Consider the following 24589-nt stretch of genomic DNA (forward strand, 5'->3'; position numbering starts at 1 on the left):
GGAAGAGAGAACGCGATGGCCGCATCAGAAAGTGTGAACCCTGTTGACCTGCTGCGCGAGCAGATCGCGGGCGCGTCGCCGGACGTGTTGCAGGCGATGATCAAGACGTTCGCGCAGGCGGTGATGTCCGCCGAGGCGGACGCGATCTGCGGCGCCGGTTACGGGCAGCGCAGCGACGAGCGGGTCAACTCCCGCAACGGCTACCGGCAGCGAGAGTGGGACACCCGTGCCGGGACGATCGACCTGGCGATCCCGAAGTTGCGCCAGGGCAGCTACTTCCCGGACTGGCTGCTGACGCACCGCCGGCGGGCCGAGCAGGCACTCGTGTCGGTCGTGGCGACGTCGTACCTGCTCGGGGTGTCGACGCGGCGAGTGGAGAAGCTGGTCGAGCAGCTCGGGATCCGCCAGCTGTCGAAGTCGCAGGTCTCGGAGATGGCCGCGCACCTGGACGCCCAGGTCGAGGCGTTCCGCAACCGGCCGCTCGACTCAGCGCACTACACGTTCGTGTGGATGGACGCGTTGACGATGAAGGTCCGTGAGCACGGGCGGACGGTCAATGTCCACGCGCTGATCGCTGTCGGGGTCAACGCCGATGGTCAACGCGAAGTGTTGGGCGTGGACGTCGCCTCCGACGAGGACGGCGCTGGCTGGCTGGCGTTCCTGCGGTCGCTGACCGCCCGCGGCCTGTCCGGTGTTCGCCTGGTCATCTCCGACGCCCATCCGGGCCTGGTGCAGGCCATCGGTGCGGCGCTGCCAGGGGCGTCCTGGCAGCGGTGCCGGACCCATTACCTGCGCAATCTGCTGACGAAGGTCCCGAAGTCAGCGCAGCCGTGGATCGCCACCCTGGTCCGCACGATCTTCGACCAGCCCGACGCCGACGCCGTCCGCGCCCAGTTCCAGCGGGTCGTCACGACGATCGAGGCGAAGTTCCCGACCGCGGCCGAGCACCTCGACGCCGCCCGCGACGACCTGCTCGCCTTCACTGCCTTCCCCCGCGAGATCTGGCGTCAGATCTGGTCGAACAACCCGCAGGAACGCCTGAACAAGGAGATCCGCCGTCGCACCGACGTCGTCGGGATCTTCCCCAACCGCCCGGCAATCATCCGCCTCGTCGGCGCGGTCCTGGCCGAGCAGACCGACGAGTGGACCGAAGGCCGCCGCTACATGGGCCTCGAACTACTCGCCAAAGCCCGCCTCGTCACCGTTGACGCCGACCAACGTGACACCGACCAGACCGGCCCCGCCCCGATCGCCGCATAACATCAGACCGGATCCCGCGATGGCCGTCTCCTACACCACCAACGCGGACGTGACCGAGGGGCGGAACGGACGCGCCGACCCGTACCCCCGGGCACGCGGGGAGCGGCGGTACCCTCTTGGCGCGACGACCGTCGGCGCGCGCCCGTAGCTCAGCGGATAGAGCAGGGGACTTCTAATCCCAAGGCCGCAGGTTCGAATCCTGCCGGGCGCACAGGCACTTCTCTGATCCGACCGGCTCGCGTGGGGCTATTCGTGGTGCGAGCGCGCTACGGTGGCCGCGTGGCAGCCTCGAACGGACGCACCAAGCGCCAGCGTGGCGAGATCGAAACCCTCCCCAGCGGGTCACTGCGCGTGAAGGTCTATGCCGGCGTCGACCCGATCAGCGGCAAGAGGCACTACCTGACCGAGGTCATCCCCGCCGGCCGCACCGCCGCCAAGGAAGCCGAGAAGGCACGTACGCGGCTGCTGGCCCAGGTGGACGAGCGGCGCAACCCGCGCACCCGCGCCACGCTCGACCAACTTCTAGACCGGTGGCTTGAGGTGGCCGACATTGAGGCCACCACCCGCATGGGCTACGTCAACAAGCTCAACAAGCATGTACGGCCGGTGCTCGGCAAGCTGCCGGTCGGCCGACTCGATGCCGAGACGTTGGAGTCGTTCTACGCGAGCCTGCGCCGCTGCCGCGACTGGTGCGGCGGCAAGACGTACGTGAAGCACCGCGTGGAGGGCGAGCACACCTGCACGGCAAAGTGCCGGCCGCACGTCTGCAAGCCGCTCAGCGCTTCGTCGGTACGGCAAATCCACTGGATCCTCAGTGGCGCTCTCAGCCGTGCCGTCCGGTGGCGTTGGATCGCCGTCAACCCCGCCAGCCAGGCCGAGCCACCCGCGCCGCCGCACCCCGACCCGCAGCCGCCGAGTCCGGCCGACGCAGCCCGCATCATCAGTGAGTCGTGGCGCGATCCGGACTGGGGTGCGCTGGTCTGGTTGGCCATGACCACCGGCGCCCGCCGCGGCGAGCTGGCCGCGCTGCGCTGGCACCATCTCGACCTGGCCGCCGGTGTGCTGACGCTGCGGCGCAGCGCCTACCTGGACGAGAACGGCCAGCTACAGGAGAAGGACACCAAGACGCACCAACAGCGGCGGGTGGCGCTCGACCCGGAAACGATCGAAGTGCTACGCGAGCTGCACGGCCGATACGTCGACCGCCTGGCGCAGCTCGACGCGGACGCCGATCCTGCCGACTACGTCTTCTCCCCCGAGCCGGACAACAGCCGCGGCTACCGCCCTGACACCATCACCCAGCGGTACGGCCGGCTCGCCAGCCGGCTCGGCATCGACAGCCACGTTCACGCGCTGCGCCACTACTCGGCAACCGAGCTAATCAACGCGGGTGTTGATGTGCGGACGGTCGCCGGACGGCTCGGCCATGGTGGTGGCGGCACGACGACGCTTAGGGTGTACGCCGCGTGGCTGTCGGAGTCTGACCAGCGGGCTGCTGGCACGCTGGCAGCCAGGATGCCGCCGCGCCCGATCACGCCAACGAATCGAAATGCGGCAAGCAGCCCGTACCAACAGATCGCGAGCAATCTGCACCAGCAGATCGACGCCGGTCGGCTCCAGCCCGGCGAGGAGCTTCCAACCGTTGCCGAGCTGGCAACGACCTATGGCGTCTCGGTCGGTACGGCTCACCGGGCTGTCGCTCTACTGACGGCACAGGGTTTGGTGAGCGTCACCCAAGGGCGCCGAGCAACTGTCGCAGCTAGATGAGATGTTGCCCCTGAGCGCCTGCCACTTTACCCACTACTCCCAATTTGAGGCGCGAGCGGCGCTCCTACCGAGCGATCTTGCAACCATGAGCTATAGACAGTGTTATGCCCTCGACTGACGCGCAACCTCCCCAGACATCCGGCGCACCCCATGACTTCGGCGCAAATGGCTCAGTTCCGATACTAAAACTGTGGGGTATCCGCTGGACGATCGCCGTAGCAGTATCCGTCGCGCTGATTAGCGTGGCGGGACTGCTAGCTGCCGCTCTCTGGTATGCAGGCTTTCCCGGGCTTGAACAAATAGAGACAGTTACCGCTGCAACGCTATTCGATCTACTCAAGTTGGTATTCGCGGTCGTTGCAGGTGTTGGCGGTGTCGCCGCATTGGTCGTGGCCTACCGGAAGCAAAGAGTCGCAGAGCATGCGAATCGGCTTTCGGAGTACGCGCAGGAGTTGGCGCGTGCAGCAGACGCTCGCGCAGACGCGTCCAAGGCTCTCGCCGAGCAAGCTGATCAGCGCGCAGAAACGGAGCACCACAGGAACGGCATTCGCTTGCTGAATGAGCGATTTTCAACCACAGCAGACCAACTGGGGTCCGACAAAGCTGCCATTCGACTGGCCGGAGTATATGCGATGGCTGGACTTGCGGATGATTGGCGGGAAGGCCGCCAAACCTGCATTGATGTTCTGTGCGCATACATGCGTCTTCCTTACAGCCCGCCTGGGATGACTGTCGCCACCGTCTCAGGCGAAGCGAATGATCAGAGGGTTTTAGCGAATGATGCCGATTTGAACTCTAAACAAGAACGAGAAGTCAGGCACACCGTATTGCGATTGATCGGAGATCACCTACGTCGCATCGAGGGAGATCCGTTCTCCTGGAGCGGGTACGAATTTGATTTCACGGGCGCAGTAATCGACGGAGGAAACTTCGCCGGGGCAGAGTTTAAAGGCGGAAGAGTATCTTTCGAGCGAGCCACTTTCGTCTTAGGCGAATTCAGCCTAGCCGGCGCCACCTTTGACACTACTCTCGCGTCTTTCGCGGGCGCCAAGTTCGAGGGCGCCGGCGTTTCTTTCAAAGCCGCGTCTTTCATGAACTCTGAACTCGATTTCGAGTCCTGCGAAGTGAGCGCAGGCGAGCTTGACTTTCGCGACATTAAGCTCAATGGGGGCCGCCTATCACTCCGATCGTCCAACCTCACGGGCGGTACGGTCGACTTCCATAGGGCGGTACTTGAGGATGGCGAGCTTGACTTTAGTGACTCGACCATCCGCGGCGCAGGGGTTCACTTCCATCGGGCTCAATTTCGATGCGATACTCGATTCGATCGGATCGAAGTTGACAATGGAGAGGTTACGTTTACGCAGGCAGTCTTCGCGAAAGCGTTGACATCGTTTTCCCAATCGAAACTGCGTGCCGGATTAGTGTCTTTCGGAGGAGCAAGCTTCGAAGGCTCGGACGTTTCCTTCAGTGGCACCCAGTTCCATGGTGCGGCAGTTTCCTTCACAAGCGCCTCGCTAACAGCGGGGTCGATAAACTTCTGGTCAACTAACTTCAATAGAGTAGACGTATCCTTCGGCGGCACCACCTTCCAGGGTGGAATTTTTATATTCAAAGCGGCGCAGGTAGGCGCGGATGCCACGGTCGACTTTCATGGATCAAGGTTCATTGGGACAAGTGCGCTCTTCGCGCACCTGCGCATTCAAGATGGAAGAATCGCAATGGCGGGCGCTCGATTCGAAATTCCCCCCATTTTCTCCTTCGACGGATCCCGCCTTGGGCCTCCCAGGGGCCTGGAACTGCCAAAGAACCTTCGACTTAACAGGGACGGCTCAGCGCAGGAAGTAGGATTGGATGCGAGCCAAGAGCTTGCGCTCAAAGAATGGCGGCCGACTAATCTAGCAAAAGATCGCCAGCCGGGGAAATCAGGCCACCCAAATCAGCCTAGGGATTAGAAATAGATCGAAGACATCGACGCCAGTTCGACCGGCTACGGCCGGGCCACCGAACATGAGATCAAAGGCAGCCCCCACATATGACCGCTGAATCGACTTCGCTCCAAATGACGCTCGACACGAGCTGCGTAATCCATGCCGCTCAAGAGGGCCGATATGCCGCGGAACTGGCCGAACTGGTATTCCTTGCCCAAGCCGAGAGGGTCGGCCTCTATTTAACCGGGGCTTTTGACGTAGACATGGAGAAGGCGAAGCAGCACAACAAGCAAGTAAATTTCGAATGGCTGCAGAAAAGACCAGTCATTAGGCGAATACCGCAACCCTTTCGCTTCGACTTCTCGCCGCTTGGCGACCCTCGCCACGCGCTGATGGGAGGTCCCGATGATTCTGCACTTGTCAAGAGACTTGAAGAGATCGTTCTCCCAACAGATCTCCGTCCTGGAAAATTCAATCCAGCGCAGGAACCGCATCTACAGGCCCGGTTTCGCCGGAAGGTCGCTGATGTTCAGCACCTAGGCGGCCACATGATGAGCGGCAACGACTACTTCGTCACGACGGACGCGGATGACATGATCAAGAAACGCGATCGGATTCGCGAAGCAACAGGAATTCGGATCATTGACCCAACCGAGGCTGCCACCATCGCCCGACTCGGCCGTGCGCTCTCGCCTTAATTGCCATCCCGTCCACCTCTCTTGGGTGGGTCTGCTTGACTTCGCCTCAGTCGATGGTGGACGGTATGGCTACTCAACCCGAAACCAGAGTGTCCTCGCCGGGACATATCATGTACCTGCGTGCCGGCTGATACCGGCGCTGCGCCGCCAGCAGCCCGAGCGTGGCCAGCGCACCCCTCTCGCGGCCCGCGCCGCTAAGCGCCAGAGGCAGATTCGGCTGCCCATCGCTTGCTCGGCATGATGGGCCTATGCGCTTGCTAGTTCTCGGCGGAACCTGGTTCGTGGGTCACGCGGTCGTTACGGCCGCGATCGATGCCGGCTGGGAGGTGACCACCTTCAACCGAGGCACATCCGATCCTTTCCTAGAGGCTGTGTCGTCCATCCGGGGTGATCGGACGAAGCCGGAAGACCTGGCTCGCCTCGCAGCCTCTGGGCCCTGGGACGCCGTGGTCGATACCTCGGGCTACGTGCCGAGCAACACGCTCGCAGTCACACGCGCGCTCGCGCCGGTCGCTGCCCGCTACGCCTTCATGTCGACGCTCAGCGTGTACCAAGACTGGCCGGTGAAGCCGCTCAGCGAGCAATCCGAGGTGCTCTACTGCCCGCCAGATGCCGGCCCGGACTACGGCACCGACACCGAGGACGGACCGACCCGCTACGGCTACCAGAAGGCCGGTTGCGAGGCTGCGGCAGTCGCCTCGTTCGGGGCTGACCGGACAACGATCCTGCGACCCGGTGTGGTGCTCGGCCCGCGAGAGTACGTGGGCCGCCTGCCCTGGTGGCTGCGCCGTGTGGGCGCTGCCGGGGAGGTGCTGGCGCCAGGCTCCCCGGGCCGGACCATCCAGCCGGTCGACGTGCGCGACCTGGCCGCCTTCACCTTGCAGACCATCAGCGACCAATCGTCCGGCGCATTCAACGTCTGCGCCCCGATTGGCAGCTCGACCTTCGGAGAGTTACTCGCGCGCTGCGCCGAATCGACGCACGCTGATGCCTCCTTTACGTGGGTGCCCGATGACTTCCTACTGGCACAGGGCGTACGGCAGTGGTCCGAGCTGCCGCTCTGGCGCACCTTCGACGGCGTGTGGAACGTCGACACCACCGCCGCGCAGGCCGCCGGTCTTCGCACCCGCCCGCTAGAACAGACCGTGCGGGACACCTGGCGATGGTTGGTCGACACCGAAGATATCGGCAACCATGACCGCGCTGCCGAGGTCGGTATCAGCCCAGCGAAGGAAGCACACGTGCTAGCGGCCTGGCACCGCTCAGGCGAGCGGTCGAGCTGAGGTCTCCGACAGCCACACCGCGATGCGCTCGCCGAGCTGCCGCGCCTCGGCGTCACCGCTCCACGGCGCTTCGTTCAGCAGACGCTCGATCCGGGCCAGCCGGCCAGTCAGCGAGACGTTGCGCTTGTGGGGAGGTAGTTCGAGAACGGTACGCAGAGCTTCCGCAGCGCCGTCCTTGTCCCGCATGTGAAGGTGCGCTGCGGCTACGTCGATGTTCGTTCCGCTGATCTGCGAGTACGGCCGCCTCGCCGCCGGCAGCGCTTCGTAGACGCTCAGCGCCTCTCGGGCGTACCTCGCGGCTTGGTCGCCGTTCCGGAGGTCGAGCCATGCGGCGGCGGCGCAAGCCGCGGCGCGCGCGTCTCCGAATGCGAACTCCCCGCCGGTCGACGTAGCCAGTTCGTCGGGGTGGCCCTCTGCCGCCTCCCGGTCCCGCTGGGCAGCGTCCAGCACCGCAGCCACCGACTCTGAGTCGTCGAGTAGGGCGTGGGAGCGAGCGGCGATGTAGCGCAGCCTCAACTTCGGCTCGCCGTCAGGCGCCGCGCGCATCGCTCGCTCGAAGTAGCTCAGGGCGGCATCCGGCTCACTGCGCCAGTTCGCCAGCGTCATTTGCAGGCCGTACGTCCACGCCTTCAACGACGCGTGGCCGGCGAGATCCGCGTACTGGGTCGCCGCCCTGGCCAACGCCGCCGACTCGTTCCAGTGCCCAAGGTCGAAGGCGGTAGAGGCCATGAGTGACGCACCTTGGCCGATGACCACGAACAGGTCAGCCAACTCCCCCGGCCGACGCGTCCGCTCAGCCAGTGCTCGCGCTTCGTCACGCAGCCGGCGTGCGCTTGAGAACGTATCGAAGGCAGCCATCCCGCCAGACCTGGCCAGCAGTGCCATGTCCTGCTGCAATGCCTCGATCGACTCGTGCGGCACCCCGATGCTCGACAAAAGCGAGTCGTTGACGATTGCGTCGGCAGCCTCGCTCACGACATCCCCAACAGCGTGACCACCGCTGAGGCTTCCTTCCTTGCCAGCCCCGCTGTTCAGGTTGTGGAGGAAACGTGATCTCACTGAGTCCGAGAGTCGATCGAAGGCAGCGTTCAGCACCTCCTGATTCGCGTTTCCGGGCACGGTCTCCGGCCGACTGTGCCAGTACGCGACCGTCCTGACCGCGACGCCCAGCCACCCAGCAAATCCCTCGTTCGTCATGCCGGCAGCGGCTTGCAGCGCGCAGGCGAGACGCCCCGTCCACTGATTCACCGCCGCCATCGTGGTCCCCGCGCTCGTTGCATCGGCTTGCCGCACGGTTGCACTTGCCTTGCATGGGCACGCCGTCCGACTTCGACTTCACTGGATATCAGAAAGTCATTCGTCACATCAGACTACTGAGGAGACTCCCGTGGCTGAACCCCTCGCCCGTGTTCAGGAGCGCCCCCGCTTCCGGTCCGTCGCGGACACCGCTGCGCTTCTCGGCATGTCGGAGGTGACTCTCTACCGAGCAATCCACGCCGGGCAGTTCCCGGCCATCAAGGTCCGAGGACGGTTCGTGATCCCCTCCCGCGCCATTGACGACATGGAAGCTTCCGCCCTGGCTCACGGCCTGGTCGACGCAGACAACTACGCGTTGCGGCCCGCTAGCTAGCCCGCACGCTTCGGCCCTGGCGGCGCCGGCGGAATGTCGTTCTCCCGAGCCAACTTCCGGATGTACGCCCCGCTGAACGGCGACAACCTCTCAACCTCGGAAGGGCCGACGCCCTCGCGGAGGGCAGCGAGGACAGCCGCCACTACGGCATCGCGGGCGGCCTCGTGAGCCGCCTCGGTCCGCTGGTATCGCTTCGTCGCTGCTGAGAGCACATCTCGGGCGTCACTCATCGCACCAACATACCGCTACCTACTTGCGCAACAGACCCGCGTATCGCTACCTTGTTGCGCAACAGATAAGCGCTTCGCAAGAGGTGTGAGGCGCGCGAAAGGACACGAGGTGACCAGCTTCCAGCCCTTCCCGGCACCCGACCCGACCGCCGACGACTTGGCCGCGATCGAGGGCGAGATTCCCTTGATCGAGGCGGAAGTCCTGCTGCTCGACGCCCAGATCGCCATCGTGACCAACGACGGCCACCCGAGTGACCTGGACTGGCAGCGCATCCGCCGAGCGCAGCGGCGCGTCCTGCGTGAGGCCCGTGCCCTGATCGACAGCAGCCGTACCGACCGGGCCGCCTAGCCGACCAGCGTCAACGAAGGCCCACCTGTTCCCACCTGCCGCCCTACTCGCCTGACCGGAGGCCACCTGCCATGACTGCCCCGACCATCAACGGCACCCGCTACCCGCAGCCCATCGAAGACCTGTTGCCCGCCGCCCGCGCGCTGAACCTGCCCGAGGGCGTGGCGTTCCCGTCGCGGAACCGGCTGATGCGCGAGTTCCGCATCGGCGCACCCAAGGCCGGCGAGTTGCTCGCGCTGCTCAAGGCCGAGCCCGCCACGCTGCCAGCCGACACCGCCGAGCCGACCACCACGGACCCGGTCGCCCCGCCGGCCGCACCCGAGCCCGCCGCACCCGCCGCGCCGGTCGCAATGGACCCGGCGCCCGCCCCGGAGATCACGTCCTCCGAGCCGGACACCGAGGCCACGCCGGTCGGTCGCCCGGACACGCCTACCCCGCCCACCCCGGCCGCGCCGGTCCGTTCGGCGGTGGTGTGGCCGGTGGTGCTGCTCGCGCTCCCGGCGTTCGTGGCGATCTGGTCCGGGTGGGTCGGACTCGGCGGACTCACTGGCTTCGGCGTCGTGCACCCGCTACCCGGGATCTGGGACAGCTTCTCCATCAACTCCGCGATCACGCTGCCGATCGGGGTGGAGACCTACGGCGCGTACGCGCTGTACGTGTGGCTGTCCGGCCGCGTACCGCAGCGGGCACGCCGCTTCGCGAAGTGGTCCGCCATCGCCTCACTCCTGGTCGGCGCGCTCGGCCAAGTCGCCTACCACCTCCTGGAGGCCGCCGGAGTCACCGCCGCCCCGTGGTGGATCACCACCGCCGTCGCCTGCCTCCCGGTCGCGGTGCTCGGCATGGGCGCCGCCCTCGCCCACCTCGTCCGCACCCACGACTAGCCCCGCCCGGCGGCACGGCCCCTGGCTACCAACCTGCGCCGTGCCGCCGGTCCCCCTTCCGATCCGTGAACCGTTGGAGGAACCTCCATCATGACGTCCCCCCGAGATGACGACCGTTTCGACTGGCACGCCGCCGAGCGTGACCTGAACAACCCGGACGCGGAGGTGGTCGACCTGGACGCCGCCCGCGCCGCCCGCACCACCAATCCCGACGACGAGGACGGGCGGCCGGTGCTGGTGGACTCGCCCGCCGCGCAGCGTCCGCCGCGGTTCACCCTCGCCGCCGTGCGCACCGGGCAGCGTCGCCCGATCCTGCCTGCCTGGCTGCGTTCCCGCTCGGAGCTGGCCGACGCGATGCGGTGGGCGGTCGGGCACCTGCTGCACACCACCGCCTACCACCTCACCCGGCTGCCGAAGTACGCCGGCAAGCTGGTGCTGCGTGCCCCTGGCGGGGCGCGGCGGCTGGCGTCTGGGGCGACGCGGTGGGTGTTCGATTGGGAGGGTGAGCGCCTGCGGCAGTCGACCTCGGAGACCCGCGATGGTGAGCTGTACTTGAAGCTGTCCCGGCAGCGTGACCGCCGGGTGCGGTGGCGGGGCATCGTCGCCACCTTCACCCTCGCCCTGTCCCTGATCGGCGGCGCGGCGATGGCGTGGGCGCCGATGTGGGCGCAGTGGGCTGTCCCCGCGCTGCTCGTCACCCTGTGCGGCCTGGCGGGGCAACCGGCGGACAAGCCGCTGCTCGACACCGCCGTGGTCGTGCCCCGAGTCGCCCGGCTGACCTCCGATGTGGTGGTCCGTGCCCTGGCCGTGCTCGGCATCGCCGGCATCAGCCAGGCCATCGCCAAGCAGGGCAGCCGCGCAATCGCCTTCACGGCCCCGATCACCCGCGACGGCCCCGGCTGGCGGGCCGACATCGACCTGCCCCCGGGCGTGACGGCCGGGGACGTGATCGAGCGCCGGGACCGGCTCGCCGCTGGCCTCACCCGCCCTCTCGGGTGCGTGTGGCCGGAGGGGCAGCCGGAGGTGCACCCCGGTCGGCTGCTGCTGTGGGTGGGCGATCAGGACATGGCCGCCACCCCGCCGAAGCCGTGGCCGCTGCTCAAGAGCACCGGGGGTTTCGACCTGGGCCGTGCGGTGCCGTTCGGCACCGACCCGCGCGGCCGGGTCATCTCCATCGAGATGCCCTACACCAACCTGCTGATCGGGTCGATTCCCGGCTACGGCAAGACCGCCGCCACCCAGGTTCCGATGCTCGCCGCTGCGCTGGATCCGTACGCGGAGTTGTGGTGCTTCGACTTCAAGGGCACCGGCGGCCTCGACCCCCTGGAGAAAGTGTCCGCCCGCTACGCCTCCGGGCAGGACGACGACACCGCCGAGCAGGGCCTCCTCGCCCTGCGGGAGCTGCGCAAGGAATGTCAGCGCCGCGCCGCCGTCATCAAGGGCCTCCCGAAGACGGTCTGCCCGGACAACAAGGTCACCCCCGAACTCGCCCGCCGCAAGAAGCTGGGCCTGCACTGGCTCGTCGTCGCCCTGGACGAGGTACAGGAACTCTTCTCGCACGCGGAGTTCGGCAAGGAAGCCGGAGAGCTGGCCGAGAAGGTCATCAAGCTCGGCCGCGCCCTGGGCGTCATCCTCGTGGTCGCCACGCAGCGGCCGGACGCCAAGAGCCTCCCCACGGGCGTGTCGGCGAACGCGGGGACGCGGTTCTGCCTGCGGGTCATGGGCCAGATCGAGAACGACATGATCCTCGGCACCAGCGCCTACAAGAACGGCATCAGGGCGACCATGTTCGCCAAGAAGGACAAGGGCGTCGGCTACCTCGTCGGCGCGGCCGACGACGCACAGATCGTCCGCACCTTCTACGTCGACGGCCCCACCGCCGAGAAGATCACCGACCGGGCACGCGCCCTGCGCGAGGCCGTCGGCACGCTCACCGGGCACGCCATCGGGCAGGCCGCGCCGACCCCGGCCGCCCGGCGGGACACGCTGCTCGACGACATCCTCACCGTGGTCCCGGCGACCGAGGCGAAGGTGTGGGCCGAGACACTCACCGAGCGGCTCGCCGACCTCAACCCCGAGGCGTACGGCGACCTGACCCGCGACCAGCTCACCGCCGCACTCAAGCCCTACGGCATCACCACTGGACAGGTGTGGGGCACCGACCCGACCACCGGCAAGGGCGCGAACCGGCGCGGCGTCGAGCGGCAGCACATCACCGACGCGGTCGCGGACCGTAACAAGCGCCGGGGAGACAAAGCCGCCTAACTCGGACAGCGTGTGGTTGCTAGGTCTAGCGGCACCCCCCGCTAGACCTAGCACCCCCGCTAGCAACCCATCCGGCCCCTGGCCAGCGCCCTAGTTCCTAGCGGCGTCAGCCCTTCGCACCCTCAGAACGGCTCGTGGAGGCGTTTCGTGACCACCATCGCCCTGCTCGCTAGCCTCGCCACCCTCGGTTACACACTGTGTTACCTCGCCGTCTGCGTCGCCTCGCCCTGGGGACGCTGCCGCCGCTGCCACGGCCGCCGCTACCACCGCACCACCATCGGCACCCGCCGCGACTGCCGCCGCTGCGACGGCACCGGCATCCAAGTCCGACTCGGCCGCCGCCTCATCAACTACATCCGCACCGAATACCGGGCAGGCCACCAGTGACCGCCCGACCCGGCCGACACGGTCACACCAACTGGTGCGGGCGGGACCACCGCTGCGGCCTCGGCGAACACCGCTCCGACGAAATCGTGGTGCACCTGCCCGGCCGCGCCCGCGCCGTCCTGGTCCGCGTGCGCACCGCCGCCGGTCGCGAACACGCCGAGGTGCGCGTCCGCGTCGCCCTTGCCCCCGGCGAGGTGGCCGCGCGCCGCCAGTTGGTCGGGCTGCTCGGTGACCTGCGCCAGGCCGTTACCCGTGCCGCCATCGCCGCTCGGCCGCGACCGGGGCGGGCCGCGTGAGGCCCGTACCGCGCCGCGACGGCGCGTCGCCCCGCGACCCGCACCTCACCGGCAGCCTCGAAGTGTGGATGACCGGCACGCCGGCCGAGCTGGATGCCGTCACGGCCATCCTGACCGCCGCTGGCCGGGTGGTTCAGCACGGCACCCGGTGGCCGCTAACCGGTGCCGACGGCCGCCACCGGCTCTACCTACGCCTCACCGTCACCGCCGGCAAACAGGCGACCCGCGCCCCAGACACCTCGCGCGGCGCGCTGATCGACCTCGACATCGCGCGCGCCCACCGCCGAACCGCCTGAGCACCGCTCAAGCCTGGACAGGAGTTCCCTATGTCTAATCTGCTCGCCGCCGCGCTCGCCCACGCCGCGCGCGGCTGGCACGTCTTCCCGCTGCGACCGAACGACAAACGGCCCGCGTTCCCTGACCACACCGCCGACGACTGCACCGGCCGCGACCCGCGCTGCCACGCCGGGCACGTCGGGTGGGAGCAGCGCGCCACCACCGACCCCGACCGCATCCGCCGCGCCTGGTCGACCCGCCCCTATGGCATCGGCATCGCGTGCGGCCCGTCCGGTCTGGTCGTGGTCGACCTGGACGTGCCCAAGCACCCCGACGACACCCCGCCTGCCGAATGGGCGGGAGCGCGCGACGGGTGGGACGTGTTCGCCACCCTCGCCGCCCGCCACGGCACCCCCACCGACCCATTCGACGGGTTCGGCCCGGATGCTGGACCGCGCACCGGCCTTGACGCCACCTACACGGTGACCACCGGCAGCGGCGGCACGCACCTCTACTACCGGCACCCCGCTCCCGGGCCGACGCTGCGCAACACCATCGGGGACCGGGGTGGCCTCGGGTGGAAGGTAGACACCCGCGCCCACGGCGGCTACATCGTCGCCGCCGGCAGCACGGTCGCCGGCCGTCCCTACGCCGTCGCCCTGGACTACGATCCCGCCCCGCTGGCCGGGTGGCTGGCCGGGCTACTCACCCCCGCCCCGCGACCGGCCCGGCAGACAGCCGCGGTAAGCCTGCCGCCCGACCGGCACGGCCGCTACCTGGCTGCCGCGATCCGCCGCCAGGTCGCCCACCTCGCCGCGGCCACTGATGGCCGCCGCAATCACGCCCTGTTCGCCTCGGCGGTGGCGTTGGGGCAGCTTGCCGCCGGAGGTGCACTCACCGGCGACGACGTGACCGCCGTCCTGGAACCCGTCGCCCTGTCCATCGGCCTGCGGCCCGGCGAGGTCGCCCGCACGATCGCCTCCGGGCTGCGGGTTGGCGCGCGGCAGCCCCGCCACCTGACCGACCTCGGGAGGGCAGCATGACAGAGCGGTTGCAGATCGGCACCGGCCCGGAAACCATCCGCGTCCTCAAAGCCGCCCTGACCAACGGGCTGCTGCCCGACACCTACGTCTCAGCCGGCTCCCTGGTACACATGGAAGCCGTCTCCGGCGGCCTCGCCACCGCCGCCGATGAGGACTCACCGCTGCCGGTGTCCGCCAGCGTGGTCACCCCGGCCGGGCTGGCGGGACTGCTCGCCGAGCACGCCTACGTCTACCGACTCAAGACCCGCAAAGGCGACACCGGCGACCCCGAGATGTTCGAAGAGGAAGTCACCCCGCCCCGCGACACCCTCGCCTCCGTCCTGGCGGGGAAGACGTGGCCGGGTGTGGCGCCGCTGCGCGGCATCATCGGCGCACCCGTCCTCCGACGCGACGGCACCCTGTTGCAGCAACCCGGCTACGACCCCGCGACCGGCCTCTACCTCGCCTCCAAAGTCGCCCTGCCACCCGTGCCCGACGAGCCCACCGCCGAGCAGGTAGCCGAGGCACGCACGTTCCTGCTCGGCCGGTTCCTCCGCGACTTCCCCTGGGCCAGCGCAGCGGACCGCGCGAACTATGTGGCGCTGCTGGCCACGCCGATCCTGCGGCACTTCACCCGCTCCCTGACGCCATTCGCGCTGATCGACGCCACCATGCCCTCATCCGGCAAGACGATCCTCACCGCCGGCCCCGGCATGCTTTACGGCCAGCGGGTCATGACGTGGGCGTACTCGGATGAAGAGCTACGCAAGTCCATCACCGCCGTGCTGGCCGAGCAGGTGGGCGTGGTCATCTGGGACAACCTCGCCGAGGGCAGCGTCATCGACTCCGCCGTGCTCGCCCAGCTCGTCACCAGCGGCGTCTGGTCCGACCGGCAGCTCGGCGCGTCGCGGAACATCGCCACCGTCAACGACCGGCTGTGGATGGCCACCGGCAACAACCTGCAAGTCGGCGGAGACATGGCCTCCCGCACCGTCCGCGTGCACCTCGACCCGGATATGCCCCGCCCCGAACTCCGCGACCAAACCGGGTTCGGTATTCCGCACCTCGACCAGTGGATCACCGACCCGACCAATCAACTCACCGTCCTTTGGCACCTCCTGGTCCTCGTCCTCGACTGGACGCGGCAGGGAGCACCCAAGGTGTCCGGACTGTCGATGCGGCAGTTCACCCCGTGGGCGCAAGCCCTCGGCGGATTCCTCGCCCACCACGGCATCGACGGATTCCTCACCAACGCCGCCGACATCCGCGAAATCGATGAAGACGAAACGCGCTGGCGCGCGTTCCTCACCACCTGGCACGACCGCCACGGCGGCCGTGCACTCACCGCCGCCGACCTTCGCCGCGACGCCGAACCGGTGCAGTTCGGCAGCGACACCCACGACCCGTGGGACGGGCAGTTCATCACCACCCACAACGGCCGCCTACCCAACCCCCTGCAACTCGGCCGCATGCTCACCGGACAGGCCGGACGCTGGCGCGGTGATCACGTCATCCGCGCCGGCCGCAACGACCGAGGCGACCGCGCCGTGTTCTGGGTCGAGCATCACGACGGATGAAGACCGCTGAACCATCTCCGCATCTCCGCAACGCCGCACCAACCCCCACCACCAGCGGAAACGGACTGCGGAGATCAGACCAGCAGAGACCGTGGATCTCCGCATCTCCGCAACCTCGTGAGGAGATGAACCCCCATTGCGGAGATGACGGGTCAACGGCACTCCGCATCTCCGCAAGCATTCGCCCAGCTCGCGGCCATGTTTGCGGAGATGCGGAGATGCGGAGATGGTTCAGCCCTTCACACAACGGGTGCCGCTCCGCAGTCTCATGCCGCCCGGTGGCGATTGGGAGGACTCGGCCAACGCGAGTCGGCACCTCCGGAGTAACCCGCCCGCCGATAGGGGCTAACCCCTCTTATGAAAGAAGATGCGAGAGTCGTCAGCTCGCGTGAGCCAGTCCAACAAGTACAGGTAGGCCAACAACGGGAGATCATGAGGAATGTCGCCATCATGGTGCGCCAACAAGGCATTGGTCTGATCTACCAAATGCCCGCTCTTCGCACCATGCCCATGAGTAGCGTTTCTCAGGAGCTTCACGTAACGAGCGGCGGCAACATCCTTCGGCAAACCGGCTATCTGGGTGCCAAGGACGCCTCCCTCAATGAAGAACCCGTCCTGAAGCTCCCTCAGAGCAGCTACCGCACGTCGAGCCAGCGGCAGCAGGATCTCCTTAGCCCCAGACGGGATAGTTGACTCCAAGTCCTGCAGCTTCTTCTCCGCAAATGGTAGGTGGCAAAGTCTGTCAACATCCCTACCTGTCAGCCTTTCAAGCGTGTCAAGCACTGTAAACAGAAGTACCCGCTGGACATGGGCATCTCGGGGCGAAGTCAGAATGGAACTCACCCGACGAAAAAGTTGCTCAACCGTCAGGAGCGCTTGCAGGTGCTTCCGTGGATTGTAGAGTCCTGCACTATCACCGAAAACCGCCAAATCACTCACGACACCAAACAGCGCATCAAGCCGGGCTGCCCACCACGCCACGGCCTCAGAGCAGGCCACGCCTGGCAGGTCGGTGATTGACCATGTTGGACGAATAGCCCCTTGGCTGGGCAACAGATGGAGAAATTCCCCCGGCCCTGACCGCGTTCCGTTGATCGTGTGACCCAGACTGAAAATCAACGGGCCGAAGGTGCGATGAGCCGAGAATGCCCAGAAGGTTGGAGTCATCGCACCGAGAAGTGGGCCCACGTAGGTGTCGAACAGCAAGACGCCTTGCAGGAGGTTTTCGCTACTAGAGAAGACTCTCCCCCCTGCGGCACTTAACTTCTTAACGTGCCGTACATCGCCACTAGCAAGTGTCTCGTCATAAGCGATCCGCAGTAGAACCCCTACCAACTTAGTGCGATGAACCAGCTCGTCCGATCGGTGGACTAGATGAACACCGGAATCCCGGAAAAGCTTGCGAGCCGGATTACCCTCGGCAGGCATATCAACAAGACCGACATAGATGTCACCGACTACCTTGGCAATCTCTTCCGGGTCAGCGACCGTTGCAAGCAATTGCCAGTAATAGAAAAGGTCGAGCAAGGCGCCCGATTGCTCAGCGCGCCGACCTAGTTCATTTACTTGGCCCTGCGCCTTGTTTCTGACCCCAAGAGCCCCATCGGCGTCCCGGGCGAGTCGAGTCAAGATCTCAAGACGAGTCCTTCTTTGCGCCGGTCCGGCCAGATGTTCCGCAACCACTAGCCCCGGTCGGACCCGGCGATAGCTCTCCTCAGTCTGCACTAGCCAGCGCTGAGGAGCAGCCGCGCTTCGGCGAACCCTGAGGTTTGCTTTCGCAAAGAACCCTTCTGGCGCGCCGCCCCACAGCCACGGTGGCACATCGACTGCCACCGACGAGGGAACTGGGTCTGACGGAGGCATGAGTACAGGCTATGCACGAGGTCAACCAACTTCCGGCGTGCCTTTGGCTGACGGCAGGCGGCGGCACACGTGGGGCCGTGCATGGTGCGAGACCAAGGCTCATCACAGAAACTTGCGGCTACCAGGCATGGGATAAGAGCAGCTCAGGAAGGCGAAGATAGATGCGGGTGTCAGGTAGCTGCCACTTCTAATCCCAAGGCCGCAGGTTCGAATCCTGCCGGGCGCACCCTCACCACCCGGGTCAACGGGTTGTGGCTTCCGGTCGAGACGATCACCACGGCCCGTACGGCGGTGGCCACAGCAATGACCGTCAGTAGCAGTCTTCAGTTCTCGCCACGACAACGCCTGAACCGCAGCCGGTAGCTCGAAGGACGATCTGCCGGGCTGCTTGGGCGGGCGTGAGGTGCGTGGTGTCGACGACCTCGGCCTCGGCATGCAGCCACGTGCGGGCCGCCTCGGCGTAGGGCTCGAGGTACTTGAGGCGGAACGGGGAGGGGACGGGATGTTCCCTCTCGATACGCCTGCGGAGGGTGTCCTGGTCGGCGTGGAGGACGAAATGCCTTACCGGTATGGCGTGTCGGGCAAGGCCCCCGCTGATCTCGCGCCAGTACTGCTCCACCAGGACGGTCATGGGCATCACCAGCGTGCCGCCGGTGTAGTCGAGCACGCGGCGGGCGGTTTCGACGACGAGATGCCGCCACGGCGGCCAGTGCTGGAAGTTGTCCGTCGCGGGCAACCCCGGCGTGATGTCCATGAGTGCCTCGCCTACCTTCTCGGCGTCGAACACCCGTGAATCCGGGATCAGTCGTTGCACGAGCACACTGGTCGTCGTCTTGCCCGCGCCGTGGGTGCCGTTGAGCCATACGATCACGGGGCACGTTAACGCGGGCGAGCAACCGGGCGGCGCTGACGTGTCCCCGGCTGAACGTCGGGTAGGTGGGCGCTTGGCGCAGGCCACTACGCTCCACACCAGAAGTGTGGGACTCGACTCTCCACCTCCCGGGCTCTGGAGGTAGTGGTGCCGGTCGTGCTTGGGCCATACCCGCTGTGTCCGACGTGCCAGAAGACGAACGGCGGCCTCATCGCCGCCAAGCACCGCCAGATTCACCTCCGGGCGCACGGCAGGGAGGCATGTGTCGATGCGGGCCTTGCCGGACTCATGGCCAGCCTCTGGGCTGTCTGCGACACGCGTAGCTGTTGCGAGAACGACCGCGGGCGGGCGTACGTCGTACCGACCGCGGACACCTGCGACGCAGCGGAACACCTGCTGACCAGGCTCGGACTGCGCCCGACGAATCTCGACGGGATCCTCTGTTTCCACAAGCCCAGCTCATTTCGACTGGACGACGCCGGCCAGGTGCGACGCGTGCTCGAACAACCAGGCGGTGCCCACTCGCGCTGGCGGGTGAACGAGAACGGGGTGTTCGAACCCGTCCGCCCGGCAGACGAATCCGCGGGCTCTGGCGCCGGTCCATGACGAGCGTCCCCTCAGCGACTACCGTGCCCTGATGGCCGTCTCGTCGTACGTGGCCCGGCTGCGGGCGGTGATCGGCCACGAGCTGATCCAGATGCCGTCGGTGTCGGTCGTCGTCGTCGACGACCGCGCGCGGATCCTGCTGGTACGTCATGCCGAGGACGGGAACGGGTGGGCGGTACCCGGCGGCGCGGTCGACATCGGAGAGTCGCCGGCCCAGGCGGCCGTGCGTGAGATCCGCGAGGAGATCGGCGTTCGGATCAACCGGCCGCGGCTGCTGGACGTGCTCGGCGGCCCCGACTACGAGGTGACCTACCCGAACGGCGACCGCGTCGCCTACGTCACGGCGGTCTACCAGGCGACCATCGCCGACGGAGAGCCGGTCCCCGACCACGACGAGATCAGCGAGCTGGACTGGTTCACTCCGCCGCAGCTAGCCGGTGCCGATCTCAACCGCTTCTCCCGGGCGCTACTGCGGGCCACCGGTCACCTCGCCGGTTGACGGCGACCGCTTCTCGCAGGCCGCTCCGCCGCCGACGGTCGAAAGGAAGCTTCCCGGTCAGGCCGGTCGGCGGTTGGCGTCCGCCCACTCCGCGTCGTTCCAGAGCGCGGGGACCGCGCCGACCGGCTGGAACCGGATCTGCGGATCGTTGCTCTGCACGAGACACATGAGACGGCGGCCGATCAGGCTTGCGCTTCGGGAGTGGCGCGCCATCGTGTCCAGCACGATCTGGGCGGACCGCGGGCCGTGCAGGCGCAACCCGTCCAGATCTAGCCCTCTGCCGACTGGCGACCTGCGGATCGGCTCCACAGCCGGGCCTCGGCCGACAACTGCGCAAACACCTTCTCCTTTGCTGCGCCGTACTGGGCCCGACTGTGGGGATGCAGCGCGGCTGCACGCCTCTTTGCCGCCTCGTAGCGACGGGCAGCCTCCGGGGTGGCCGCGAGGTAGGCGCGAAAGACTCGGTTCGCCTCCGGCACCTGCGACGTGACTCCGAAAACGTGCAGGTGGTGGCTTCGCTTTCCGGCCGTGTCCTTCGCGAAGAACAAGTGCTCATCGTCGTCCGGGAAGGCCAACGGACGATAGGCGTACCCGAGCTGCTCAAGTGGCCGGACGTCGGCGACCACCGCACCTACCTCAGGCACCACCACCAGGATGTCGATGACGGGTTTGGCAGCCAGGCCGGGGACGCTGGTGGAGCCGAAATGCTCGACGCTCAGCGCCGCGGGAAGCGCCTCCGACAACAGCCGTTCTTCGATCCTGAATCGCTCGGGCCAGGCCGGGTCGTAGGGCACCACCTCGACTACAGGCACGTCGTCGCTCACGTCGGCCACCGTAGCGGCCGGCACCTTCTTCCGACCGAGGCTACGACCCGGCTGGGGGCAGAACACGAGGCACATCAGGCGCCCACCGAACAGGGCGGGTTGAACCTCGCTCAGGCCGCCGTCAGCGCCGCCAGGGCCCGGTCCATCGCGGCGTTGAACTCCTCCGGCGTCAGCGTCAGCCGGGACTTGACGTCGCGGCTCCACTGGTCGGCGAGGACTTCGGCGGCACCCGCCTCGACGCCGTCGAGCGCCGCGTCGGCCAGGTCGGACGGCGCGATCTTGTCCACCGGCCAGCCGGCGGACATGTCGGTGTCGGCCAGGCCGAGGTGCACCGCCGTCACGAGCGTGCCCTGGTCGGCGAGTTCCAGGCGTACGCCGTTCGTCATCGCCCACGCGGCGGCCTTGGTCAGGTGGTACGCGCCGGCGCCTCGGGTTCCGAACCACGACATGGCGGAGAGCACGTTCACGATCGCGCCCCCGCCGTTGCGGCCGAGCGCCGGCGCGAAGGCCCGGATCATCTCCAGGTGGCCGAGCACGTTGGTGTTCACCTCGTGCCGCACCGCGTCCAGCGAACCGGCCACCAGGTCGGTGCCGGTCTGGATCCCGGCGTTGTTGACGAGCAGCGTGACGTCCGGGGCGGCAGCGGCGACGGCACGCACCGATGCGGGACTGGTGATGTCGAGCGCCAGCACCTCGACCCCTGGCAGGTCGACGGTTTCCGGCCGGCGCGCGGTCGCGTAGACCTTTCGGGCGCCGCGTTCGAGCAGGCGCTGGGCGAAGGCGCGGCCCAGGCCGCGGTTGGCGCCGGTGACGAGGGCTACCGAGTTGGTGATGTCCATGCCCGGTACGCTAAAACCTGACGTTGACGTCAGAGGCAAGTGTTGATCGCCGAGACCGGGGTGAGAGGAGTCACCGTGACCGAGCCGCTGATCCGCATCGGGGAGGTGGCTCGCGGCGCCGGTGTCTCGGTGCGCGCGGTGCGCTACTACGAGGAACAGGGTCTTCTCTTCCCCAGGCGCAGCCCGTCCGGCCAGCGCCTCTACCGGCCGGACACGGTCACGCTGGTCCGCTTCATCCAGCAGATGTACGCGGCGGGCCTGACCAGCAGCCGGATCGCGGAACTCCTGCCCTGCTGGGACTCCGGGCACACCGACCCCGCGCAGCGGGCCATGCTGCGCGCCGAGCGCGAGCGCATCCAGGCCAGGGTCGACGAGCTGCGGGCCGCGCTGGACCGCCTCGACGAGGTCATCGCGATCACCGACACCCACCCGTAGGCGCGGCCCGCCGGACGCCGCAGGTTTCAGCGGCCCTCGGTCTCGCGGTGGGCACGCAGTGCGCCGGCGACGGCCAGCCCCGCGCCGCCCAGAGCGACAGCCATCTCCACGGCCGAGGAGACCTCGATGGCACTGGCCGCCGGAGCACCCACGCTGATCATGAGCCCCGGTTGCAGGAAGGCGTCCTCGGCGGGCTCGACCAGGGTCCACCAGGTCGCCCACGCGGAGGCGAGAGCCGAGCAGGCCCTCACGGCGACCAGCGCCAGCAGGACCATCCCGGTCGGGAGGAGCCCGTGCCGGTCGCTCCGCCACCCGGACGACGCGAGCAACCTGGCGGTGACGAGCACGGCGAGCAACCCCGGCCACACGGCGGCGAACAGGTCGAGCAGCGGCGGTTCGCCGGGCGCCAGCGCCACGCTCGCCACGCACCAGACGAGCACTGCCACCGCCAGGACCGTCGTCACCACACCCAGCCGCCCGCCGCGTGCCGGCAGCGCCGACACGGCGACCGCGAGCAGGAGTACGCCGAGAACGAGGCCCCACGCGATGAGCCGCTGCCGGTCCATGCCGTCCTGCCAGTGCTCCAGCAGGTACGCCCTCGCCGCCGCCTGGCCCCGGGCCAGGTCGCCCGCGTCCGTCCCCCATCCCCGATGCCGGAGCAGGTTCGCCGCCACCAGGGCGAACACCCCGGCACCGGCCGCGACGCCCCGCCGCACCCGGGGCGTACCGGAGGTGGTGAGCGCGTGGCCGCACAGGGCCGCCAGGGTGACCGCTGCCCACAGCAGCGACGCGTCCGGCATGGCGAGCAGCGCCGCCCCGACCGACAGCAGGCCGGCCACGACCGCGGCGGCTCCCAGGCTCGACGACAGACGCATGGCGCAGAGAGTGGCACAGGAATCCCGGCCACGGTGACCCGCCGGTTCCGTCGGTGGTCTCGGGCATGATCGCGTGCGTCGCCGGACTACGAGGCGGGTGCCCGGAACGAGATCTCCTACTGGGGGTTCTCCGGGGACTAGCGTGCCGTTCCGGCGAGCAGCCACCGCCGGACGGGCACCTCCAGCAGCACCCGCTCACCGTCCGGCGTGACCGGCTGCCGGATGTCCCATCCCCCGTACTTCTCCGCGAACGCCGCGACGACCTCGGGCGGGAAGCCGGTGCGGTGTACGCGGGCCTCGCCCTCCGCTACGACCGGGTGGACACCGTCCTCCAGGGCGAGCGAGACGCGGGGGTCGGCCGTCACGTTGCGGGCCTTGACGCTGCGCCCCTCGCAGCCGATCCACCAGACGCCGTCCGCGTAGACGAACCACACCGGCGTGACGTGCGGGGAGCCGTCACGGCGCAGCGTGCAGAGCCAGACGTTGCGCTCGCGGGCGAGCCGGTCCTCGACGGCCGGCGGGAGCGGTGTGGCGGGAGATGAGGCCATGCGACAAGTGGATCAGGTGTCACGCGGCGGAACGCGACCGGCTCACTCGCAGATCCGCCACTCGCCGTCTTCCTTGACCATCGGGAACGACTGGGTCACGTTCGTGCCGACCGAAGGCGTGAAGCGGATGGTCGTCGACCCGCTCACCCGCCCGTTGTTGTTCGACACGTTCAGCCCGGTGATCTCGTAGCCGGTGAACTCCGGCTGGGAGGACTGCTGCCGGGTGAAGTCCGCCTCGCTGACCCGGTCGCGCACCGAGGAGCAGAACTGCCGGTACGCGGCGGGATAGTCGCGGTCGACGATCGCCTCGGCGTAGGTCTCCGCTGTGGACCGGGCCGGGCCGGTGGCTTCCTGCACGGCCCGGAAGAGGAAGAAGCCGGCGAGCACACCGCCGGAGCAACAGATCGCCAGCACCACGCCGAGCACGATGAACAAGGTTCGCTTGGGCTTCTTCGGCGGCACCATGGCCGGCTGGTATGCCATACCCCGCAGGGTAGGAAACACCGGCAACCGTAAACCGGATGCCGCGGCTCCGCTTCTCGGCGACCATCGATCGATGCCCGCACACCGCCCGGCCGAACCGGACATCAGTCGCTACTACACCGAGGTCTACGCCGAGGCCGACCGGCTGGAAGGGTCACCGCAGGGCCGGCTGGAGGCACGGCGTACCCGCGATCTGCTCGCCCGGCTGCTGCCCGCCGCACCCGCGGACGTGCTGGACGTCGGCGGCGGTCCCGGTGCCTACGCGGGTCCGCTCGCCGCGGCCGGTTACCGGGTGCACCTGGTCGACCTGGTGCCCGCGCACGTGGCGGCGGCGCGGTCCGCGTACCCGCTGGTGACCGCGTCGGTGGGGGACGCCCGCGCGTTGCCGTCGCCCGACGCGGCGGCGGACGCGACGCTGCTGCTCGGCCCGCTCTACCACCTGCCGCGGCAGGCCGACCGGGTGGCGGCGCTGCGCGAGGCGGCGCGGGTGACCCGGCCGGGCGGGACGGTCGTGGCGGCGGCGATCAGCCGCCACGCCGCGCTGATCGACCTGAGCGCGCAGGGCCGCGTCGACGAGCACAACCGTCGGTTGCTGCGCGCCGAGTACGAGACCGGCGTGAACGATCCGCGCACGGGCTTCACCACCGCGTTCTTCCACCGGCCGGAGGAACTGGCCGCCGACTTCGTCGCGGCCGGACTGCCCGACCCCCAGGTGTACGGGGTGGAGGGTCCGCTGTGGCCGCTGCTGAACGCGCTCGGCACCGGGTCGCACGAGCGGTTGTTCGCCGACGCGCTGGCCTGCGCCGAGACGTTCGAGCGGGACGCGGCGATCCTCGGCGCCAGCGCCCACCTGCTCGCCGCCGCGCGCCGCTGACCGCCGGGCCGGAGTGCGGT

The 24589-nt window shown here is 68.1% G+C and carries 25 protein-coding genes and 1 tRNA gene; 18 read left to right on the plus strand and 8 right to left on the minus strand.

Features of this window, described 5'->3' with window-relative positions:
- The first annotated feature begins 15 nt into the window (after positions 1–15).
- The 6 genes from ACN27D_RS06970 to ACN27D_RS06995 all read left to right on the plus strand — a co-directional run bounded on the left by ACN27D_RS06970 (position 16) and on the right by ACN27D_RS06995 (position 6939).
- Positions 16–1260, plus strand: a complete 1245-nt coding sequence (locus ACN27D_RS06970) for an IS256 family transposase (RefSeq protein ID WP_421498797.1) — start codon at positions 16–18, stop codon at positions 1258–1260.
- Positions 1261–1398: 138 nt separating this feature from the next.
- A tRNA-Arg gene (locus ACN27D_RS06975) sits at positions 1399–1471 on the plus strand.
- 68 nt (positions 1472–1539) lie between these two features.
- Positions 1540–3027 carry a tyrosine-type recombinase/integrase gene (locus ACN27D_RS06980; RefSeq protein WP_421498798.1) on the plus strand — a complete coding sequence of 496 codons (1488 nt, stop codon included), beginning with the start codon at positions 1540–1542 and terminating at the stop codon, positions 3025–3027.
- 104 nt (positions 3028–3131) lie between these two features.
- Positions 3132–4982, plus strand: a complete 1851-nt coding sequence (locus ACN27D_RS06985) for a pentapeptide repeat-containing protein (protein ID WP_421498799.1) — start codon at positions 3132–3134, stop codon at positions 4980–4982.
- Between the two features lie 80 nt (positions 4983–5062).
- The gene (locus tag ACN27D_RS06990; protein WP_421498800.1) at positions 5063–5656 is read left to right on the plus strand and encodes a hypothetical protein; all 594 of its coding nucleotides are present in this window, start codon (positions 5063–5065) and stop codon (positions 5654–5656) included.
- A gap of 248 nt (positions 5657–5904) precedes the next feature.
- The gene (locus tag ACN27D_RS06995) at positions 5905–6939 is read left to right on the plus strand and encodes an NAD-dependent epimerase/dehydratase family protein (protein ID WP_421498801.1); all 1035 of its coding nucleotides are present in this window, start codon (positions 5905–5907) and stop codon (positions 6937–6939) included.
- Here the strand turns inward: ACN27D_RS06995 and ACN27D_RS07000 are convergent.
- The gene (locus ACN27D_RS07000) at positions 6919–8187 is read right to left on the minus strand and encodes a hypothetical protein (protein WP_421498802.1); all 1269 of its coding nucleotides are present in this window, start codon (positions 8185–8187) and stop codon (positions 6919–6921) included. The genes ACN27D_RS06995 and ACN27D_RS07000 overlap by 21 nt on opposite strands.
- A gap of 139 nt (positions 8188–8326) precedes the next feature.
- On the opposite strand from ACN27D_RS07000, the gene ACN27D_RS07005 reads away from it, so the two are divergent.
- The 9 genes from ACN27D_RS07005 to ACN27D_RS07045 all read left to right on the plus strand — a co-directional run bounded on the left by ACN27D_RS07005 (position 8327) and on the right by ACN27D_RS07045 (position 15852).
- Positions 8327–8569, plus strand: a complete 243-nt coding sequence (locus ACN27D_RS07005) for a helix-turn-helix domain-containing protein (RefSeq protein ID WP_421498803.1) — start codon at positions 8327–8329, stop codon at positions 8567–8569.
- Between the two features lie 339 nt (positions 8570–8908).
- A complete protein-coding gene (locus ACN27D_RS07010) occupies positions 8909–9148 on the plus strand; it encodes a DUF6284 family protein (RefSeq protein WP_421498804.1) in 240 nt (79 codons plus the stop codon).
- 71 nt (positions 9149–9219) lie between these two features.
- A complete protein-coding gene (locus ACN27D_RS07015) occupies positions 9220–10029 on the plus strand; it encodes an ABC transporter permease (RefSeq protein WP_421498805.1) in 810 nt (269 codons plus the stop codon).
- 90 nt (positions 10030–10119) lie between these two features.
- Positions 10120–12294 (plus strand): cell division protein FtsK, encoded by a 2175-nt coding sequence (locus tag ACN27D_RS07020; RefSeq protein ID WP_421498806.1) that lies wholly within the window; start codon positions 10120–10122, stop codon positions 12292–12294.
- Positions 12295–12441: 147 nt separating this feature from the next.
- The gene (locus tag ACN27D_RS07025; protein WP_421498807.1) at positions 12442–12681 is read left to right on the plus strand and encodes a hypothetical protein; all 240 of its coding nucleotides are present in this window, start codon (positions 12442–12444) and stop codon (positions 12679–12681) included.
- Positions 12678–12977, plus strand: coding sequence for a hypothetical protein (locus tag ACN27D_RS07030; protein WP_421498808.1), 300 nt, complete (start codon positions 12678–12680; stop codon positions 12975–12977). The genes ACN27D_RS07025 and ACN27D_RS07030 overlap by 4 nt, the downstream gene beginning before the upstream one ends.
- Positions 12974–13273, plus strand: coding sequence for a hypothetical protein (locus tag ACN27D_RS07035; RefSeq protein WP_421498809.1), 300 nt, complete (start codon positions 12974–12976; stop codon positions 13271–13273). The genes ACN27D_RS07030 and ACN27D_RS07035 overlap by 4 nt, the downstream gene beginning before the upstream one ends.
- A gap of 30 nt (positions 13274–13303) precedes the next feature.
- Complete coding sequence (locus tag ACN27D_RS07040; protein ID WP_421498810.1) at positions 13304–14296, plus strand: bifunctional DNA primase/polymerase; 993 nt, start codon at positions 13304–13306, stop codon at positions 14294–14296.
- Positions 14293–15852 (plus strand): hypothetical protein, encoded by a 1560-nt coding sequence (locus ACN27D_RS07045; RefSeq protein ID WP_421498811.1) that lies wholly within the window; start codon positions 14293–14295, stop codon positions 15850–15852. Before ACN27D_RS07040 ends, ACN27D_RS07045 begins: the two co-directional genes overlap by 4 nt.
- Before the next feature lie 345 nt (positions 15853–16197).
- On the opposite strand, the gene ACN27D_RS07050 is transcribed toward ACN27D_RS07045, so the two are convergent.
- Both ACN27D_RS07050 and ACN27D_RS07055 read right to left on the minus strand, forming a co-directional pair.
- Positions 16198–17685 (minus strand): hypothetical protein, encoded by a 1488-nt coding sequence (locus ACN27D_RS07050; RefSeq protein ID WP_421498812.1) that lies wholly within the window; start codon positions 17683–17685, stop codon positions 16198–16200.
- A gap of 340 nt (positions 17686–18025) precedes the next feature.
- On the minus strand, positions 18026–18586 hold the full coding sequence (locus ACN27D_RS07055) for an AAA family ATPase (RefSeq protein WP_421498813.1): 561 nt from the start codon (positions 18584–18586) through the stop codon (positions 18026–18028).
- 637 nt (positions 18587–19223) lie between these two features.
- On the opposite strand from ACN27D_RS07055, the gene ACN27D_RS07060 reads away from it, so the two are divergent.
- A complete protein-coding gene (locus ACN27D_RS07060; protein ID WP_421498814.1) occupies positions 19224–19691 on the plus strand; it encodes an NUDIX domain-containing protein in 468 nt (155 codons plus the stop codon).
- A 269-nt stretch (positions 19692–19960) separates the two neighbouring features.
- Here the strand turns inward: ACN27D_RS07060 and ACN27D_RS07065 are convergent, their stop codons facing one another.
- On the minus strand, positions 19961–20515 hold the full coding sequence (locus tag ACN27D_RS07065) for a GrpB family protein (protein ID WP_358175078.1): 555 nt from the start codon (positions 20513–20515) through the stop codon (positions 19961–19963).
- Positions 20516–20625: 110 nt separating this feature from the next.
- The gene (locus ACN27D_RS07070) at positions 20626–21354 is read right to left on the minus strand and encodes an SDR family oxidoreductase (protein WP_358175075.1); all 729 of its coding nucleotides are present in this window, start codon (positions 21352–21354) and stop codon (positions 20626–20628) included.
- Positions 21355–21429: 75 nt separating this feature from the next.
- Here ACN27D_RS07070 and ACN27D_RS07075 point away from each other — a divergent pair, with 75 nt between their 5' ends.
- Positions 21430–21789, plus strand: coding sequence for a MerR family transcriptional regulator (locus tag ACN27D_RS07075; protein ID WP_186466385.1), 360 nt, complete (start codon positions 21430–21432; stop codon positions 21787–21789).
- A gap of 26 nt (positions 21790–21815) precedes the next feature.
- Here ACN27D_RS07075 and ACN27D_RS07080 read toward each other — a convergent pair whose 3' ends face one another.
- From ACN27D_RS07080 to ACN27D_RS07090, 3 genes are all read right to left on the minus strand, one after another.
- Entirely contained in the window at positions 21816–22664 is an 849-nt protein-coding gene (locus ACN27D_RS07080; protein ID WP_421498815.1) for an aminopeptidase, read from the minus strand.
- 137 nt (positions 22665–22801) lie between these two features.
- Positions 22802–23212: a TIGR03618 family F420-dependent PPOX class oxidoreductase gene (locus ACN27D_RS07085; RefSeq protein WP_047890586.1), complete on the minus strand. Its 411-nt coding sequence runs from the start codon at positions 23210–23212 to the stop codon at positions 22802–22804.
- Positions 23213–23254: 42 nt separating this feature from the next.
- Complete coding sequence (locus ACN27D_RS07090) at positions 23255–23695, minus strand: hypothetical protein (RefSeq protein ID WP_421498816.1); 441 nt, start codon at positions 23693–23695, stop codon at positions 23255–23257.
- Between the two features lie 73 nt (positions 23696–23768).
- Here ACN27D_RS07090 and ACN27D_RS07095 point away from each other — a divergent pair, with 73 nt between their 5' ends.
- The gene (locus tag ACN27D_RS07095; protein WP_047890585.1) at positions 23769–24569 is read left to right on the plus strand and encodes a class I SAM-dependent methyltransferase; all 801 of its coding nucleotides are present in this window, start codon (positions 23769–23771) and stop codon (positions 24567–24569) included.
- Positions 24570–24589: the final 20 nt, after the last annotated feature.

It is taken from the genome of Micromonospora sp. WMMD1274 (genome assembly GCF_049179035.1).
Taxonomy (GTDB): Bacteria; Actinomycetota; Actinomycetes; order Mycobacteriales; family Micromonosporaceae; genus Micromonospora; species Micromonospora tulbaghiae.